The sequence below is a fragment of the Knoellia sp. S7-12 genome, from assembly GCF_040518285.1.
Lineage (GTDB): Bacteria > Actinomycetota > Actinomycetes > Actinomycetales > Dermatophilaceae > Knoellia.
The window spans coordinates 3,348,395-3,362,896 of sequence record NZ_CP155449.1; the positions used below are offsets into that span (position 1 = coordinate 3,348,395).

Annotated in this window: 14 protein-coding genes; 5 read left to right on the forward strand and 9 right to left on the reverse strand. The window is 66.9% G+C overall.

Annotation, left to right across the window (positions count from 1 at the left end; genetic code table 11):
- Positions 1–86: 86 nt before the first annotated feature.
- The 4 genes from V6K52_RS16085 to V6K52_RS16100 form a co-directional block, all read right to left on the reverse strand.
- Entirely contained in the window at positions 87–896 is an 810-nt protein-coding gene (locus tag V6K52_RS16085; RefSeq protein ID WP_353953790.1) for a TatD family hydrolase, read from the reverse strand.
- Positions 897–979: 83 nt separating this feature from the next.
- Positions 980–2,785: a methionine--tRNA ligase gene (gene metG / locus V6K52_RS16090; RefSeq protein WP_353951129.1), complete on the reverse strand. Its 1,806-nt coding sequence runs from the start codon at positions 2,783–2,785 to the stop codon at positions 980–982.
- A 76-nt stretch (positions 2,786–2,861) separates the two neighbouring features.
- Complete coding sequence (locus V6K52_RS16095) at positions 2,862–3,653, reverse strand: siderophore-interacting protein (RefSeq protein ID WP_353951130.1); 792 nt, start codon at positions 3,651–3,653, stop codon at positions 2,862–2,864.
- Positions 3,654–3,797: 144 nt separating this feature from the next.
- Positions 3,798–4,676 carry a glycerophosphodiester phosphodiesterase family protein gene (locus tag V6K52_RS16100; protein WP_353951131.1) on the reverse strand — a complete coding sequence of 293 codons (879 nt, stop codon included), beginning with the start codon at positions 4,674–4,676 and terminating at the stop codon, positions 3,798–3,800.
- 198 nt (positions 4,677–4,874) lie between these two features.
- Here V6K52_RS16100 and V6K52_RS16105 point away from each other — a divergent pair, with 198 nt between their 5' ends.
- The gene (locus tag V6K52_RS16105; RefSeq protein ID WP_353951132.1) at positions 4,875–5,492 is read left to right on the forward strand and encodes a DUF4126 domain-containing protein; all 618 of its coding nucleotides are present in this window, start codon (positions 4,875–4,877) and stop codon (positions 5,490–5,492) included.
- A 48-nt stretch (positions 5,493–5,540) separates the two neighbouring features.
- Positions 5,541–6,314, forward strand: a complete 774-nt coding sequence (locus V6K52_RS16110; RefSeq protein ID WP_353951133.1) for a CPBP family intramembrane glutamic endopeptidase — start codon at positions 5,541–5,543, stop codon at positions 6,312–6,314.
- Positions 6,315–6,401: 87 nt separating this feature from the next.
- Here the strand turns inward: V6K52_RS16110 and V6K52_RS16115 are convergent, their stop codons facing one another.
- From V6K52_RS16115 to V6K52_RS16130, 4 genes are all read right to left on the reverse strand, one after another.
- Complete coding sequence (locus V6K52_RS16115) at positions 6,402–7,145, reverse strand: succinate dehydrogenase/fumarate reductase iron-sulfur subunit (protein WP_353953791.1); 744 nt, start codon at positions 7,143–7,145, stop codon at positions 6,402–6,404.
- Between the two features lie 5 nt (positions 7,146–7,150).
- Positions 7,151–9,184 carry a fumarate reductase/succinate dehydrogenase flavoprotein subunit gene (locus V6K52_RS16120; RefSeq protein ID WP_353951134.1) on the reverse strand — a complete coding sequence of 678 codons (2,034 nt, stop codon included), beginning with the start codon at positions 9,182–9,184 and terminating at the stop codon, positions 7,151–7,153.
- A 14-nt stretch (positions 9,185–9,198) separates the two neighbouring features.
- A complete protein-coding gene (locus V6K52_RS16125) occupies positions 9,199–9,906 on the reverse strand; it encodes a succinate dehydrogenase cytochrome b subunit (RefSeq protein WP_353951135.1) in 708 nt (235 codons plus the stop codon).
- Positions 9,907–10,022: 116 nt separating this feature from the next.
- Entirely contained in the window at positions 10,023–10,889 is an 867-nt protein-coding gene (locus V6K52_RS16130) for an aldo/keto reductase (protein WP_353951136.1), read from the reverse strand.
- Between the two features lie 113 nt (positions 10,890–11,002).
- On the opposite strand from V6K52_RS16130, the gene V6K52_RS16135 reads away from it, so the two are divergent.
- Positions 11,003–11,344: a TraR/DksA C4-type zinc finger protein gene (locus V6K52_RS16135; RefSeq protein ID WP_353951137.1), complete on the forward strand. Its 342-nt coding sequence runs from the start codon at positions 11,003–11,005 to the stop codon at positions 11,342–11,344.
- 74 nt (positions 11,345–11,418) lie between these two features.
- Here V6K52_RS16135 and rsmI read toward each other — a convergent pair whose 3' ends face one another.
- A complete protein-coding gene (gene rsmI / locus V6K52_RS16140) occupies positions 11,419–12,264 on the reverse strand; it encodes a 16S rRNA (cytidine(1402)-2'-O)-methyltransferase (protein ID WP_353951138.1) in 846 nt (281 codons plus the stop codon).
- Between the two features lie 52 nt (positions 12,265–12,316).
- On the opposite strand from rsmI, the gene V6K52_RS16145 reads away from it, so the two are divergent.
- Both V6K52_RS16145 and V6K52_RS16150 read left to right on the forward strand, forming a co-directional pair.
- Positions 12,317–13,870: a phospholipid carrier-dependent glycosyltransferase gene (locus V6K52_RS16145; RefSeq protein WP_353951139.1), complete on the forward strand. Its 1,554-nt coding sequence runs from the start codon at positions 12,317–12,319 to the stop codon at positions 13,868–13,870.
- Positions 13,871–13,964: 94 nt separating this feature from the next.
- The gene (locus V6K52_RS16150) at positions 13,965–14,432 is read left to right on the forward strand and encodes a DoxX family protein (protein WP_353951140.1); all 468 of its coding nucleotides are present in this window, start codon (positions 13,965–13,967) and stop codon (positions 14,430–14,432) included.
- Positions 14,433–14,502 lie beyond the last annotated feature (70 nt).

Consider the following 14,502-nt stretch of genomic DNA (forward strand, 5'->3'; position numbering starts at 1 on the left):
AAGGCAAAGGTCAAATTTTGGTAACGGTGAGATGGCCCAAGGGTGTCACGGCTGGGACATGTGTGACAGGTGTGCAGCGCGACGCGTCACCAGGGGCCGTAGACGCGTTCCGAGTTCTCGGACAGCGCTTCACAGAGCGTGGGCACCGCCACCCCCAACGTGGCCGCCATCGCGCGCACGGTGAGCGGCACGAGGTGAGGGGCGTTGACGGAGCCTCGCCACGGGTGCGGCGTGAGGTAGGGCGCATCGGTCTCGACGAGCAGGCGATCCAGCGGCGTCACGGAGAGTGCGTCCCGCAACCCATGGGCGTTCTTGAAGGTCACGGTGCCCGCAAAGGACAGGTAGTAGCCACGCTCCACGCATTCCTGAGCCATCGACAGATCACCCGAAAAGCAGTGCAGCACAGTCGATTCCGGCGCTCCCTCCTCCTCGAGAATGCGCAGCACGTCGGCGTGCGCGTCTCGGTCGTGGATCTGCAACGCCTTGCCAAGGCGCTTGGCCAGGTCGATGTGCCATCGGAAGCTGGCGTGCTGCGCGCCGTGACCCTCGGGGCCGGTCCGGTAGTAGTCGAGCCCGGTCTCCCCGATGACCCGCACCCTGGGGTGCCCGGCCAGTTCCTCGATCTCGGCGTATGCCGCGTCGAGACTGCCGCTGTCAGCGAGGCCGGGCACCTCGTTGGGATGCAGAGCGACGCCACCGAGCATTGCCGGATGCGTGTCGATCATCTCGATGGTGGCGCGGGCCCCCGGGAGGTCGCAACCGATCTGGACGACCCGGTCGACACCGACTGCCCTGGCCCTGGCAAGGGCGTCAGCGATGTCGACAGGGTGCCCCTCACGCTCGATGTCGAGGTGCGTGTGGTTGTCGACAACCGCGATGGGAAGTGGGTCGGGCAGGCCGGGGACCCCTCTTGTCTGGCTCGTCGAACTCGTCGAACTCGTCGAACTCGACGGGGTTGTCGAGTTCGACGCGAGCCCAGTCACGACTGCTGGAGCCGCGCGAGCTCCTCATCAACGACGGCCTCGTCGAGCTTGACGAAGACACCCGTGGGCTTGGCGATCGGCGTACCGACGGTCACGGGACGCGACTCCCACCGCGGGGACGCGCTGTAGTCGCCGGTGATGATCGGGTAGGTGCGGTCCTTGTCAGCCTCGTCGAGCCCGGTGACCTCCTCGATGACCGGCATCGGGCTGAACTCACCCTCGCCACCGATGAAGGCGTGCACCCGGTTGGAGGCGTGTGGCAGGAACGGGGCGAGGATCGTGTTGAGGTCGCTGACACACTGGATGAGCGTGTGCAGGACCGTCGCGAGGCGTTCGCGCTGGTCGTCGCCCTTGAGCTTGAAGGGCTCGGTGTCGGTGACGTACTTGTTGACGTCGCCCACCGCCCGCATGGCCTCGCTGACCGCAGCCTTGATGCGCTGCTTGGCGAGCAGGTCGCCCACGGTGTCGAAGGCCGCGAGCGTCGCGGCTCGCACCGCCTCGTCGACCGGCTCGAGCGTCCCGGGCTGCGGGATCTCGCCGAAGTTCTTGGCGATCATCGCGCCCGTGCGGTTGACGAGGTTGCCCCAGCCGGCGACCAGCTCGGAGTTGTTGCGCTGCACGAACTCGGCCCAAGTGAAGTTGCTGTCCTGGTTCTCCGGACCGGCCGCGCAGATGAAGTAGCGGATCGGGTCGGGGCCATAACGCTCCAGGACGTCGCGGATGGCGATGATGTGCCCCCGGCTGGAGCTGAACTGCTTGCCCTCCATCGTGAGAAACTCGCTGCTCACGACCTCGGTCGGCAGGTTCAGAACACCGAACGAACCGGCCTCTCCTCCGCGACTGCCACGGCCGGCATACGCAAGAAGTTCTGCGGGCCAGATCTGGGAGTGGAAGGTGATGTTGTCCTTGCCCATGAAGTAGTAGCTGAGCGCTTCGGGGTCGTTCCACCATTCGCGCCAGCGTTCGGCGTCGCCCTGGCGTCGTGCCCACTCGACCGACGCGGACAGGTAGCCGATCACGGCGTCGAACCAGACATAGAGACGCTTCGCGCTCTGGTCCTCCCAGCCCTCGAGCGGGACAGGGATGCCCCAGTCGATGTCGCGAGTCATCGCGCGTGGACGGATCTCCTCAAGGATGTTGAGGCTGAACTTGATGACGTTGGGACGCCACGTGCCACTGGCCTCGCGACCCTCGAGCCATTCCTGCAGCGCGTCGGCGAGCGCCGGCAGGTCGAGGAAGAAGTGCTGCGTCTCGATGAATTCCGGTGTCTCGCCATTGATCTTGGACTTCGGGTCGATGAGATCGGTCGGCTCGAGCTGGTTGCCGCAGTTGTCGCACTGGTCGCCGCGCGCCTCGGTGTAGCCACAGATCGGGCAGGTGCCCTCGATGTAGCGGTCGGGCAGGGTGCGACCGGTGCTCGGGCTGATCGCGCCACGAGTCGTCTGCTCGATCATGTAGCCGTTGGCGTGGACCTGCTTGAAGAGCTCCTGTGCGACGGAGTAGTGGTTGGCCGTCGTCGTGCGCGTGTAGAGGTCGTAGCTGCAGCCGAGGTCGGCGAGTTCGCCCGCGATGATCGCGTGGTTCTTGTCGACGAGCTCCTGCGGCGTCACACCCTGCTGATCGGCGAGGACGAGGATCGGAGTGCCGTGCTCGTCGGAGCCACTGACCATGAGCACGTCGTGGCCGGCCATTCGCATGTAGCGGCTGAACACGTCGGAGGGCACACCGAACCCGGCCACGTGGCCGAGGTGGCGCGGACCGTTGGCGTACGGCCAGGCGACAGCGCTGAGGATTTTGGTCACTGTTGAATCCTAGGCGGCGCACGCAACCTCGTTTTGCACGTTCCGGTTCGCAAACCGCTTTGGGTATGCCGTCCGCTCAGGTTGCGCTCTCGGCTGCGGCGAGCTCGGACTTCCAGTCGCGGAAGCCCTCCTCGGTGCGGCCCAGGCGCCAGTAGCCCGAGATCGACACGTGTTCGCGGTCGAGCCCCCGCTCGCGCAACAGGTAGGGCCTGATCCCGTGCATGACCGCGTTGCCCTCTCCGTGGATGAACGCGTGGACGCGACCCTCCGGCCACTCCAGCGCACGCACCGACTCGACGAGGTCTCCCCCGGCCTTGCGATGCACGAAGGTCAGCTCGGCGCCGGACGGGCGGGCCACGTCCAGCTCGTGCTCGGCACTGTCGACGAGCATCACGACACGGGCCACCGCATCGGCGGGGAGGTCAGCCAGAGCCGCAGTGATCGCGGGGATCGCGGACTCGTCGCCCGCGAGCAGGTGCCAGTCGGCCTCGGGATCAGGCCGGTAGCCGCCTCCCGGGCCGTTGGCAAGAAGGGTGTCGTCCGGCTGCGCGGCTGCGGCCCAGGGACCAGCGACTCCCTCGTCGCCGTGAATGACGAAGTCGATGGCAAGCGTGCCGGCCGCGACGTCAGGAAAGAGCGCCGTGTAGGTCCGCACCACCGGCATGTCCTCGGGCGCGATCACCCCACGCAGGGCCCTCATGTCGAGCGGCTCCGGGTAGTCGACCCCCGCCTTGGGAAAGACGAGCTTCACGTAGCGGTCGGTCGAGTCGCTGCCCTCGAACGCAGAGAGGTCATCGCTGTGGAACCACACCCGCGTCAGACGCGGGGTCAGCTGCTCGGTGCGGGTGACAGTGAGGTGAGTCGACAACGCGGGCTCCTCGAGAGTGGGCTTCGGCCACCCCAACTGTGCCGCACGCGCCCACCTGCTCCCCCACCCGGTCTTTCGGGCCGACGGTGCTGCACAGCGCGCGACTGGACGCGCGCTGTGCAGCACACACGGCATACACCGCTCTCAGCCGCGCAGGATCTCCTCGAGGACCTGCGGGTAGTTCGTGATGATGCCGTCCACGCCCCAGCGGATGGCGCGCTGCATGTCCTGCCCACCGTTGACGGTCCACACGTTGGTCTCGAGACCGAGCTGGTGGATCCGGGCGATGTCGGACTCCTGGACGACACCGAGTGCCGGGTTGACCTCGTCGGCCCAGTGGGCGGCGAGGGTCAGGTCGACCTCGGTGGGGCGCGTGCCGAACAGCAGACCCACGGTCACATCGGGTGCGAGGTCGGCGTAGGAACGCAGCCATACGTGGTTGAACGACTGCATGGTCACGCGGCCACCCTTGACCGCCCGCTGGAACTCGCCCATCGAGCGCAGCTCCTTGTCGATGTCCTGCTCGATGCCGGGGTAGCGCTCGGGCAGCTTGGCCTCCATGAGCATGCCGGCGCGCTGGCCGACCGCTGCGACCCACTCGCGCAGCGTCGGGACGCGCTCCCCTGCGAACCGCGGTGCGAACCACGACCCGGCGTCGAGCTGCTTGACCTCGGCGAGGGTGAACGTGCCGACGTCATAGCTCAGACGGCCCGGGAAGACCTCTTCGACATCGGTCGTCCGAGCCAGGCTCGCGTCGTGGAGGATGACGAGTTGGCCGTCCTTGGTGCGCTGGATGTCGTTCTCGATGACATCGGCGCCCTGGGAGAGCCCGAGGCGGATGGCAGCGATCGTGTTCTCGGGCGCGGCGCCCGACGAGCCGCGGTGGGCGATGTTGGCGACATCGGGACGCGGAGCGGCCTCCCCCACCGGTGCGAGAGTGAACATGAGGCCGAGGCTGGCGAACGTCGCGGCAACGACGCGCAGGCTGAGGGCAAGACGGGCAACGTGGGCCAGTCGGGACATGGGGACGTGCTCCTCACAAGCAGATGGGGGTATGCCGTGTGGTCACGGCCTCCCGACCCTCACCTGTGCGAGTGACCTGCGCGTGAAGCGAATGTGTCGCCGCGGCATCGAGTAGACATGTCCTGGACGGTGCGTGCCGTCCGCGCAGGACACAGTTCGACGTCGCAGGTCAGCGCACGTCTCCCAGGAGGTTGACAGGTGATCGCCGCACTCACCGGCATGGGGCTCTCCGCCGCTGCAGGGCTCAATGCCTACATCCCGTTCATGATTGTCGCGCTCATCGCACGATTCACCGACGTCATCACCCTGCCCTCGAGCTTCTCGTGGATCGAGTCACCGTGGGCGATCGCCGTCGGCGGGCTCCTGCTCCTCACCGAGCTCGTCCTCGACAAGATCCCGGCCATCGACACGATCAACGATGCGATCCAGACGTTCATCCGACCGAGCATGGGCGGACTGATCTTCGCGGCAACCACAGCGGCCGAGGACATCGACAAGTCGACCTGGATGGGTGACAACCCGTGGGTCGGCGTGGTCCTCGGCATCGTCGTGTCGGGGCTCGTCCACTCGGGCAAGATGGCCGCCCGTCCCGCGATCAACGCCGGGACGCTCGGTGCCGGTGCACCCGTGGTGTCCACCGCCGAGGACGGCGCTTCGTTGGGGCTCTCGCTCGTCGCGATCTTCATCCCGATCCTCGTCATCTTTGCGCTGATCGGGCTCGCGTGGCTGCTCGTGTGGATGTGGCTCAAGGTCCGCAAGTGGAAGAAGAGGCGACTCGAAGGCAGCGGTCCGGACCGGCATACTGAACGCCTGTGACAACGGGCGTCCAGCGGACGTCCACGTTCGCTGCCTAGGCTGCGTTCCATGGAGGCAACGGTCGAGCAACGAGCGCTGACTCGACGCGACCTGCTGGCCGAGACGTGGCTCGTCCTGGGTGTCTCGCTCGGGGCGTCGGCGATCTGGAGCGCCCTCTCGCTGGTCCGCAAGCTCACGGCTGGCCCGCCCCTCGGGTCGCAGACGACGGCGATGAACTCATCGGTCACGCCTGACCGGCCATGGCTCGACTTCGTCTACCAGCTCGTCGGCATCGGGCTCGCGCTTGTCCCGGTGATCCTGGTGCTGCACTTGCTCTCGCGCAGTGACGTGCAGGCACGCTTTGCGATCGGCTGGGACTGGACGGAGCCGACGCGAGACGTGGTGCGCGGGCTCGGTCTTGCCGCTCTTGTCGGGATTCCTGGACTCGGACTGTATGCCGTCGCGAAGGCTCTCGACCTCAACACCACCATCGCTGCAGCGAACCTCGCAGACGTGTGGTGGGCGGTGCCCGTGCTGATCCTCGCGGCGGCCCAGAACGCCGTGCTGGAGGAGGTCGTGATGATCGGCTACCTCTTCACACGGTGGTCTCAGGCAGGGTGGTCAACCTCGCGAATCATGCTGTCCTCAGCGCTGATCCGTGGTTCCTATCACCTGTATCAGGGGTTCGGTGGGTTCGTCGGCAACGCCATCATGGGGCTGATCTTCGGCTGGATCTACACCCGCACCAAAAGGGTCGGACCGCTCGTCGTGGCACACACGATCCTCGACGTCGTGGCGTTCGTGGGCTACGCCCTCCTCAAGAACCACCTGAGTTGGCTCTGAACAAGTCGAGGTAGTAAGAAACGCCGTCCCCGGCGAACGGGTCACGGCGTTTCTTGCTATCTCGACTGGCGGGGCCAGACTCTTGGGTCAGTGGCCCTTCTTGAGCGCGGTGCGCAGGTCAAGGTTGAGCTGGCTGATGACGTCCTGCGGGATGCCCTTGGGGCAGGCCTGCGAGCACGCACCGATGTTGGTGCAGCCACCGAAGCCCTCGTGGTCGTGCTGGTTGACCATCGAGACGACGCGGGCGTCGCGCTCCGGCTGGCCCTGGGGCAGCTCACCGAGGTGGGTGATCTTGGCGCCCAGGAAGAGCATGCCGCTGGCGTTGGGGCAGGCCGCGACGCAGGCGCCACAGCCGATGCATTCGGCTGCCATGAACGCCCGGTCGGCCTTGTCCTTGGGGACAGGCGTCGCGTGCGCGTCGGGGGCCGAACCCGTGTTGGCAGAGATGAAGCCACCGGCCTGGACCATGCGGTCGAGCGAGCCACGATCGACGACGAGGTCGCGAATGATCGGGAACGCCTCGGCGCGCCACGGCTCGACGGTGATCGTGTCGCCGTCCTTGAACGAGCGCATGTGCAGCTGGCAGGTCGTCGTCTTCTCGGGGCCGTGCGCGTGGCCGGAGATCATCAGGCCACACATGCCGCAGATGCCCTCGCGACAGTCGCTGTCGAACGCGATCGGCTCATCGCCCTGGGCGTTGAGCGTCTCGTTGAGGACGTCGAGCATCTCGAGGAAGGACATGTCGGGGCTGATGTCCGACACCTGATAGGTGACGAGGCGGCCCGCGTCGTTGGGGCCGGTCTGACGCCAGATCTTGAGGGTCAGGTTCATGTTGCTCACTTGTAGCTCCGCTGCTTCAGCTCGATGAACTCGTACACGAGGTCTTCCTTGTGGAGGATGGGGGCGCCCATCCCGGCGCCGATCCCCTCTCCCTCGCTGGGGGGCGTGAACTCCCAGGCCGCGACGTAGGCGAACTCGTCGTCGACGCGCAGCGCTTCACCATCCTCGGTCTGCGACTCGGCCCGGAAGTGACCACCGCAGGACTCACGCCGGTGCAGGGCGTCGATGCACATCAGCTCGCCCAGCTCGAGGAAGTCGGCGACTCGGCCGGCCTTCTCGAGGGACTGGTTGAGGGTGTCGGCGGCGCCGAGCACGCGGACGTTGCGCCAGAACTCGGCGCGAAGGCCCTTGATGAGGTCGATGGCCTTGAGCAAGCCCTCTTCGCTGCGCTCCATGCCGCAGTACTCCCACATGATGTTGCCGAGCTCGCGGTGGAACGAGTCGACGCTGCGCTCACCGTTGATGGCGAGAAGGCGCTCGGTGCGTTCCTCCACCTCGGCGCGGGCAGCCACGACGGACGGGCTGTCCTCGGTGAGCGGCTCGAGCGAGCCGGTCGCGAGGTAGTCGCGGATCGTGTTGGGGAGCACGAAGTAGCCGTCGGCCAGACCCTGCATGAGGGCCGAGGCGCCGAGACGGTTGGCGCCGTGGTCGGAGAAGTTGGCCTCACCGGCGACGAACAGGCCGGGGATCGAGGACGACAGGTCGTAGTCGACCCAGAGGCCACCCATCACGTAGTGGACGGCCGGGTAGATGCGCATCGGCGTCTCGTAGGGGTTCTCCCCCGTGATCCGGGCGTACATGTCGAAGAGGTTGCCGTACTTCTCCTCGACAGCAGCGCGACCGAGCCGCTTGATGGCGTCGGCGAAGTCGAGGTAGACGCCGCGACGGAAGTCACCGACGACGGGACCGACACCGCGGCCCTCGTCGCAGACGTTCTTGGCCTGTCGCGAGGCGATGTCGCGGGGCACGAGGTTGCCGAAGGAGGGGTAGATCCGCTCCAGGTAGTAGTCGCGGTCGGCCTCGGCGATCTCGTTGGCCGGCTTGTCGCAGTCCTCGCGCTTCCTGGGCACCCAGATGCGACCGTCGTTGCGCAGCGACTCCGACATGAGCGTCAGCTTGGACTGGTGCTCACCGGAGACGGGGATGCAGGTCGGGTGGATCTGCGTGTAGCAGGGGTTGGCCATGTGAGCGCCCTTGCGGTGCGCACGCCAGGACGCGGTGACGTTGGAGCCCATGGCGTTGGTGGAGAGGAAGAAGACGTTGCCGTAGCCACCGGATGCGAGCACGACAGCGTCAGCGAGGTGGGTCTCGATCTCACCGGTGACGAGGTCGCGGGCGATGATGCCGCGCGCCCTACCCTGCCCTTCACCGGCTGAGTCATCAATGATGACCTCGAGCATCTCGTGGCGGGTGAACTGCTCCACCGTCCCGGCGGCGACCTGACGCTCGAGCGCCTGGTAGGCACCGATGAGGAGCTGCTGGCCCGTCTGGCCACGGGCATAGAAGGTGCGCGACACCTGGACGCCACCGAAGGACCGGTTGTCCAACAACCCGCCGTACTCGCGGGCAAAGGGCACACCCTGCGCGACGCACTGGTCGATGATGTTGGCGCTGACCTCGGCCAGGCGATAGACGTTGGTCTCGCGCGAGCGGTAGTCGCCGCCCTTGACGGTGTCGTAGAAGAGGCGCTGGACGGAGTCGCCGTCCTCCTTGTAGTTCTTGGCGGCATTGATGCCGCCCTGCGCGGCGATCGAGTGCGCACGACGCGGGGAGTCCTGGAAACAGAAGGACTTCACGTGGTAGCCGGCCTCGCCGAGCGTCGCGGCGGCAGCGCCACCTGCGAGTCCGGTGCCCACGATGATGACCGACATCTTGCGTCGGTTCACCGGGTTGACCAGGGACGCCTCGAACTTGCGCCGCGTCCACATCTTCTCGATGGGGCCGTCGGGTGCCTTGTGGTCGTGGATCGCCGAACCTTCGGTGTACAGGCCTTGAGCCAGACCAGCCGAGACCGTGGATTTCTTAGTCATGTTCTGTGACACCTTCAGTCGAGCAGGCCGAATGCGATGGACAAAGGCGGGATGAGGAACCCGACGACGATGAGCGCCGCGACGGCGAGACCGATCGTCTTGGCCCGCACGTGCGCCTTGGGCGACCCGGTCCAGCCGAGGGTCTGCTGCGCGCTGTAGACGCCGTGCTTGAGGTGCATAAAGAGCGCGATCATCGCCGCGACGTAGATCAGCACCATCCACCACACCTGGAAGCTCGCCACGACGAGCTGGTAGGGATTCTGGGTGATGTTGGGGCCCTGCTTGTCACCATTGGGCGAGATCTTGACGATCGTGAAGTGGAGCAGGTGCCACCCGATGAAGACGAGGAGGAACGTCCCGCCCCAGCGCATCCACTTCGAGGTTGCGGCCGTCTTGACGGCGGCGTACTTCGTGCGGCGAGCGCTGCCGGCGCGACTCCAGAGTGCGTACGCGGCATACACGTGACCGACGAGCGACAGAATCAGGACGACACGAACGATCCAGAGGAGGCCGCCGTGCGGGAGCATCGGCTCACCGAACGACCGCAGGTGCTCTGCGTACTCGTTGAACCCCTCCTCTCCCGTGAGAGCCTTGAGGTTTCCGTACATGTGCAGGAGCAGGTATCCAACGAAGACCAGGCCAGTCACTGCCATGAGCAGCTTGAGCGCGATCGTCGTGCCCCGCGCAGTGGTCCCGCGCGGAGAGAGAGTCGTCGTGGGCATGGACGAAAGGTACCGCGCGCCAACACCCGATCTGCGCTCAGGCAGACCTAACTCATGTGTGAGATAGGCACGTTACTGACGCGTATGCCGTCCGCTTCCCTCCGCGCTCCGCCCCGTCAGCCGTCGAGCCGGGCCAACTCGTCCTCGCTGAGCTCGAGGTCAGCGGCGGCTGCGGAGTCGGTGACCGACTGGGGACGCTTGGCTCCGGGGATGGGAATGACCACGGGCGACTGCGCCAACTCCCACGCGAGGGCGACCTGCTGCACGCTGACCCCGCGCGCATCGGCCACCTCGGCGAAGGCCGGGAACGTGTCGGCGAGGCCCTTGGCACCACTGAGGCCGCCGAGTGGACTCCAGGGCAGGAAGGCCAGTCCCAACTCCTCGCAGACGTCGATCTCTGGGCGGCTGCTGAGGAAGGCCGGGCTGAACTGGTTCTGGACGCTGACGAGTGAGTCGCCGAGCACCGCGTGGGCGGCGCGGATCTGGTCGGGGTCGGCGTTGGACAGACCGACCCTGGCGACCTTGCCGCTGTCGGCGATCTCCTTGAGGGTGCCGATGACCTCGTCGTAGGACACGTCGGGGTCGGGGCGGTGGTGCTGCCACAGGGCGATCTGGTCGATCCCGAGCCGGCCCAGGCTGGCGTCGACGGCATGACGCAGATGGTCGGCGGAGCTGTCGGTGTCCCAGCCGCCACCCTCGGTGCGCACATGTCCACCCTTGGTGGCGAGGAACACGAGCTCGCGCACCCCGAGCTCGTCGAGGATCGAGGCGATGAGCCGCTCGTTCTCACCCTGCGCCTGCGCGCCCTTCTCGTCGCCGGGCCCGTAGGCGTCGGCGGTGTCGAAGAGGGTGACGCCCGCGTCGAGCGCGGCCCGCACGGTGTCGACCAGCTGCTGTCGAGGTTGGGGCCCGCTCTGGTCGAAGGTCATCAGGCCGAGGCCGATGGCACCGACCTGTGTGTCTCCCACGTTGCGTGTCTGCATCTTCCCAACCTATAGACCGTGCCCGACAGGGCCGACAGGTGACCGAGCTGCGTATGCCGTCCGCTCGCCGTGTCGGTGGCCGGTGCCACGATGCGGTGGTGAAGGAAACGGTCGTGAAGGAAACCAGAGACGTCCTTGAGCAGGAGCGGCAAGGGACGCTCGACCGGTTGGCCGCGCTGACCGGCGACTTCGACCGGATCGTGGACGCATCGCGTGACAGCAACGCCGACGACGAGCACGACCCCGAGGGCGCGACGATCGCGTTCGAGCGGTCCCAGGTCGGCGCACTCATCCAGCAGGCGCGCAGTCACCTCGTCGAGATCGAGGCCGCAATCGCTCGTGTCGCTCAGGGCACCTATGGGATGTGCGAGAAGTGCGGACAGCCGATCCTCGCGGCCCGTCTCCGGGCGCGACCCACCGCAAGGACCTGCGTCACCTGCCCCACCAAGCGTTGACGACTTATTGCGCATTCCGACCGGAGGAGCCTTGCGACGAGCGTCGGAATGCGCAATAAGTCGTCAGTTCTGGGTCAGGGCTTCTGAGCGGCGAGGGCTGCGTTGTAGAGGGTCGACTTGGACAGGCCCGTTGCCGAGGCGACGTCAGCGCACACGTCCTTGAGCCGCTCCCCCGCCGCGACCCGGTCGAGGATCGACGTCAGGTTGCTCTCGACGTCTCCCGCCACCGCAGCCGCACCGGCGACCACCACCGTGATCTCACCGCGCACCCCGTCATCGGCCCACGCGACCAACTCGACGAGCGACCCGCGCCGCACCTCTTCATAGGTCTTGGTCAGCTCGCGGCACACTGCCGCGCGACGGGCGCCCCCGAACGCCTCCTCCATCGCGGCCAACGACTTGGCGATCCGGTGCGGCGCCTCGAAGAAGACCATCGTCCGCTGCTCCGCCGCCAACCCACGCAGGGCGCGCAACCGCTCGCCACCCTTGCGCGGCAGGAACCCCTCGAAGCAGAACCGGTCGACCGGCAGCCCAGACACAGCCAGCGCCATCAGCACCGCAGACGGCCCAGGAACACACGTCACGCGAATATCGATCCCGACCGCAGCAGACACCAGGCGATACCCCGGGTCCGAGACGGACGGCATACCGGCATCGGTCACGACGAGAACGCGAGAGCCCTCGCGGAGTCTCTCGACGAGGTCCGCGGTCCGCGACGCCTCGTTGTGTTCGTGATAGCTGACGACCTTGCCGGTCGGGTTGACGTCGAGCGCCTGGCACAGACGCCGGAGCCGGCGGGTGTCCTCGGCAGCGATGACATCAGCGGTCGCGAGTTCGTCGGCGAGGCGCGGCGCAGCATCACGCGGATCGCCGATGGGTGTGGCCGCCAACACGAGCACACCTTCGGGAGTCTGCTCCATGCCTGGATCCTCCCACGGCTTCCTCACAGGCAGGGTTGCCTACGATGGCCCGGTGACCCGGACCGACGAGCTGAGCGAGCGCCTGCTCGGGACCCGTCCCACGGACCGGATCTGGGGCTGGGTCGGTCCGCTGCTCATCGCGGCGATCGGCGGGTTCCTCCGCTTCTGGCACCTCGACCGTCCGCACGCTCTGGTCTTCGACGAGACCTACTACGTCAAGCAGGGCTGGTCACTCATCCAGCACGGCGTCGAGCTGCGCATCGAGGGCAAGAACGAGGACGCCGACAAGCTGTGGAACGCCGGCAACGTCAACGTCTTCAGCGACCAGGGCGACATGGTCGTCCACCCACCCGTCGGCAAGTGGCTCATCGGCGCCGGCGAGTGGCTGTTCGGGCCCGAGAGCGCGTTCGGGTGGCGCTTCGCCGTCGCCGTGCTCGGCACCCTGTCGATCCTCATCGTCGGCCGGGTGGCGCGGCGCATGTTCGGCTCGACCCTGCTCGGCTGCATCGCGGCCCTGCTGCTGGCGGTCGAGGGCACGCACTTCGCGATGTCACGCACCGGCATCCTCGACATGATCGTGTCGTTCTTCGCGCTGGCGGGCTTCGCAGCGCTGGTCGTTGATCGCGACAAGAGCCGCGAGCGACTGGCGCGGATCGTCGGAAGCCAGCCGACCGGCATACCCCTCAGGAAGGGACCATGGCTGGGAGTCCGGCCCTGGCGCTGGGTTGCGGGGCTCTCGGTCGGGTTGTGCGTCTCGACAAAGTGGTCGGGCCTGTTCTTCCTCGCGGTCTTCGGGTTGATGACGGTGTTCTGGGACATGGGCGCGCGGCGTGCGGTGGGCGTGCGGCCGTGGATCCGCGAAGGACTGTTCAAGGACGGCCCGTATGCCGCGGTGCAGCTCGTCGTGACCTCCGCGTTCGTCTATGTCGCGTCGTGGGCGGGCTGGTTCGCGTCGTCCAACGGCTATCACCGGCAGTGGAACACCTTCCATCCCGGCGAGGGCATCCAGTGGTTGCCGGCGGTGCTGCGCAACTGGGTGAAGTACCACCAGGACATGTGGGAGTTCAACACCACACTGTCGACGCCGCACTCCTACTCGTCGAACCCGTGGGGCTGGATGATCCAGGCGCGGCCGACATCGTTCTTCTATGAGGGCACCAAGCGCGGCGAGGGGTCCTGCGTCGTGGACTCCTGCTCGCAGGCGGTCCACACGATCGGCACCGTGTCGGTGTGGTGGGTCGGGATCGTGGCCCTGCTGGTGTGCGCGTTCTTCTGGGTCGTGCGGCGCGATTGGCGCGCGGGCGCGGTGCTGGCGGGAATGCTCGCGGGCTATGCGCCGTGGTTCATGTATCAGCACCGCACGATCTATGCGTTCTATTCGGTCGCGTTCGAGCCGTGGGTGATCCTGGGACTGACGTTCTGTGTGGGGCTCGTGCTCGGCGGGCGAATGGCGACCCGGGAGCGGCGGCGGTGGGGGGCGATCGTGGTCGGCGGCTATCTCCTCGTGACCATCGCGTTGTTCGCGTGGTTCTATCCGATCTATTCGGCGCAGGTTGTGCCGTATGACCAGTGGCTGCGGCTCATGTGGTTCCCCTCCTGGATCTGAGCGAATCTGGCCGCAACCTGAGCATGGGCTGAACATCTGCCTGCAGGGGCTGTTTCAGGTCGCGATACGTCGCGATCCTTGTTTGACTAGTTAGATGAAACGTCAACCTTTTAACGACCTTGCCCTTGCTGTCGCCCGCGTGGTTGTCGGTGTCATCTTCATCGCCCACGGCTGGCAGAAGCTCGCGACCAACGGGCTGGACGCCACGTCCCAGGGCTTCGCTGGCATGGGCGTTCCCCTCCCCACACTGTCTGCTGGGCTCGCCGGAACGATCGAACTCGTTGGCGGGATCGCCCTTCTCGTCGGAGCGTTCACCACTGTCGCCGGGATCGCCACCGCCCTCGTCATGTTCGGTGCCTTCTGGTTCGCCCACCTCGGGAGCGGCGTCTTCGCCGCCGAGGGCGGCTGGGAGGTCGTCGGTGCCCTCGGTGCCGCGTCGCTCGCCCTGGCCGCAGCCGGAGCAGGACGCTTCAGCGTCGACGGACTCCTTGCGCAGCGTTCGCAACGGTCGCAGCGTGACGTCGCAGCGCCGGCAACCGAGCGCGAGCACGCCGACGTCTGATCGCCGACCCGGTGATTGACGCCTGACCACGCACGCCCCACCACGGACGGCCCCCGACCTCACCGGTCCT

What these genes read in the sequence shown, in the direction of transcription:
- V6K52_RS16100 (WP_353951131.1), bottom strand. Translation starts at nt 4,676, where the DNA reads ATGTCCCGACTGGCCCACGTTGCCCGTCTTGCCCTCAGCCTGCGCGTC.
- V6K52_RS16110 (WP_353951133.1), top strand. Translation starts at nt 5,541, where the DNA reads ATGGAGGCAACGGTCGAGCAACGAGCGCTGACTCGACGCGACCTGCTG.
- V6K52_RS16115 (WP_353953791.1), bottom strand. Translation starts at nt 7,145, where the DNA reads ATGAACCTGACCCTCAAGATCTGGCGTCAGACCGGCCCCAACGACGCG.
- V6K52_RS16120 (WP_353951134.1), bottom strand. Translation starts at nt 9,184, where the DNA reads ATGACTAAGAAATCCACGGTCTCGGCTGGTCTGGCTCAAGGCCTGTAC.
- V6K52_RS16125 (WP_353951135.1), bottom strand. Translation starts at nt 9,906, where the DNA reads ATGCCCACGACGACTCTCTCTCCGCGCGGGACCACTGCGCGGGGCACG.
- V6K52_RS16130 (WP_353951136.1), bottom strand. Translation starts at nt 10,889, where the DNA reads ATGCAGACACGCAACGTGGGAGACACACAGGTCGGTGCCATCGGCCTC.
- rsmI (WP_353951138.1), bottom strand. Translation starts at nt 12,264, where the DNA reads ATGGAGCAGACTCCCGAAGGTGTGCTCGTGTTGGCGGCCACACCCATC.
- V6K52_RS16150 (WP_353951140.1), top strand. Translation starts at nt 13,965, where the DNA reads ATGAAACGTCAACCTTTTAACGACCTTGCCCTTGCTGTCGCCCGCGTG.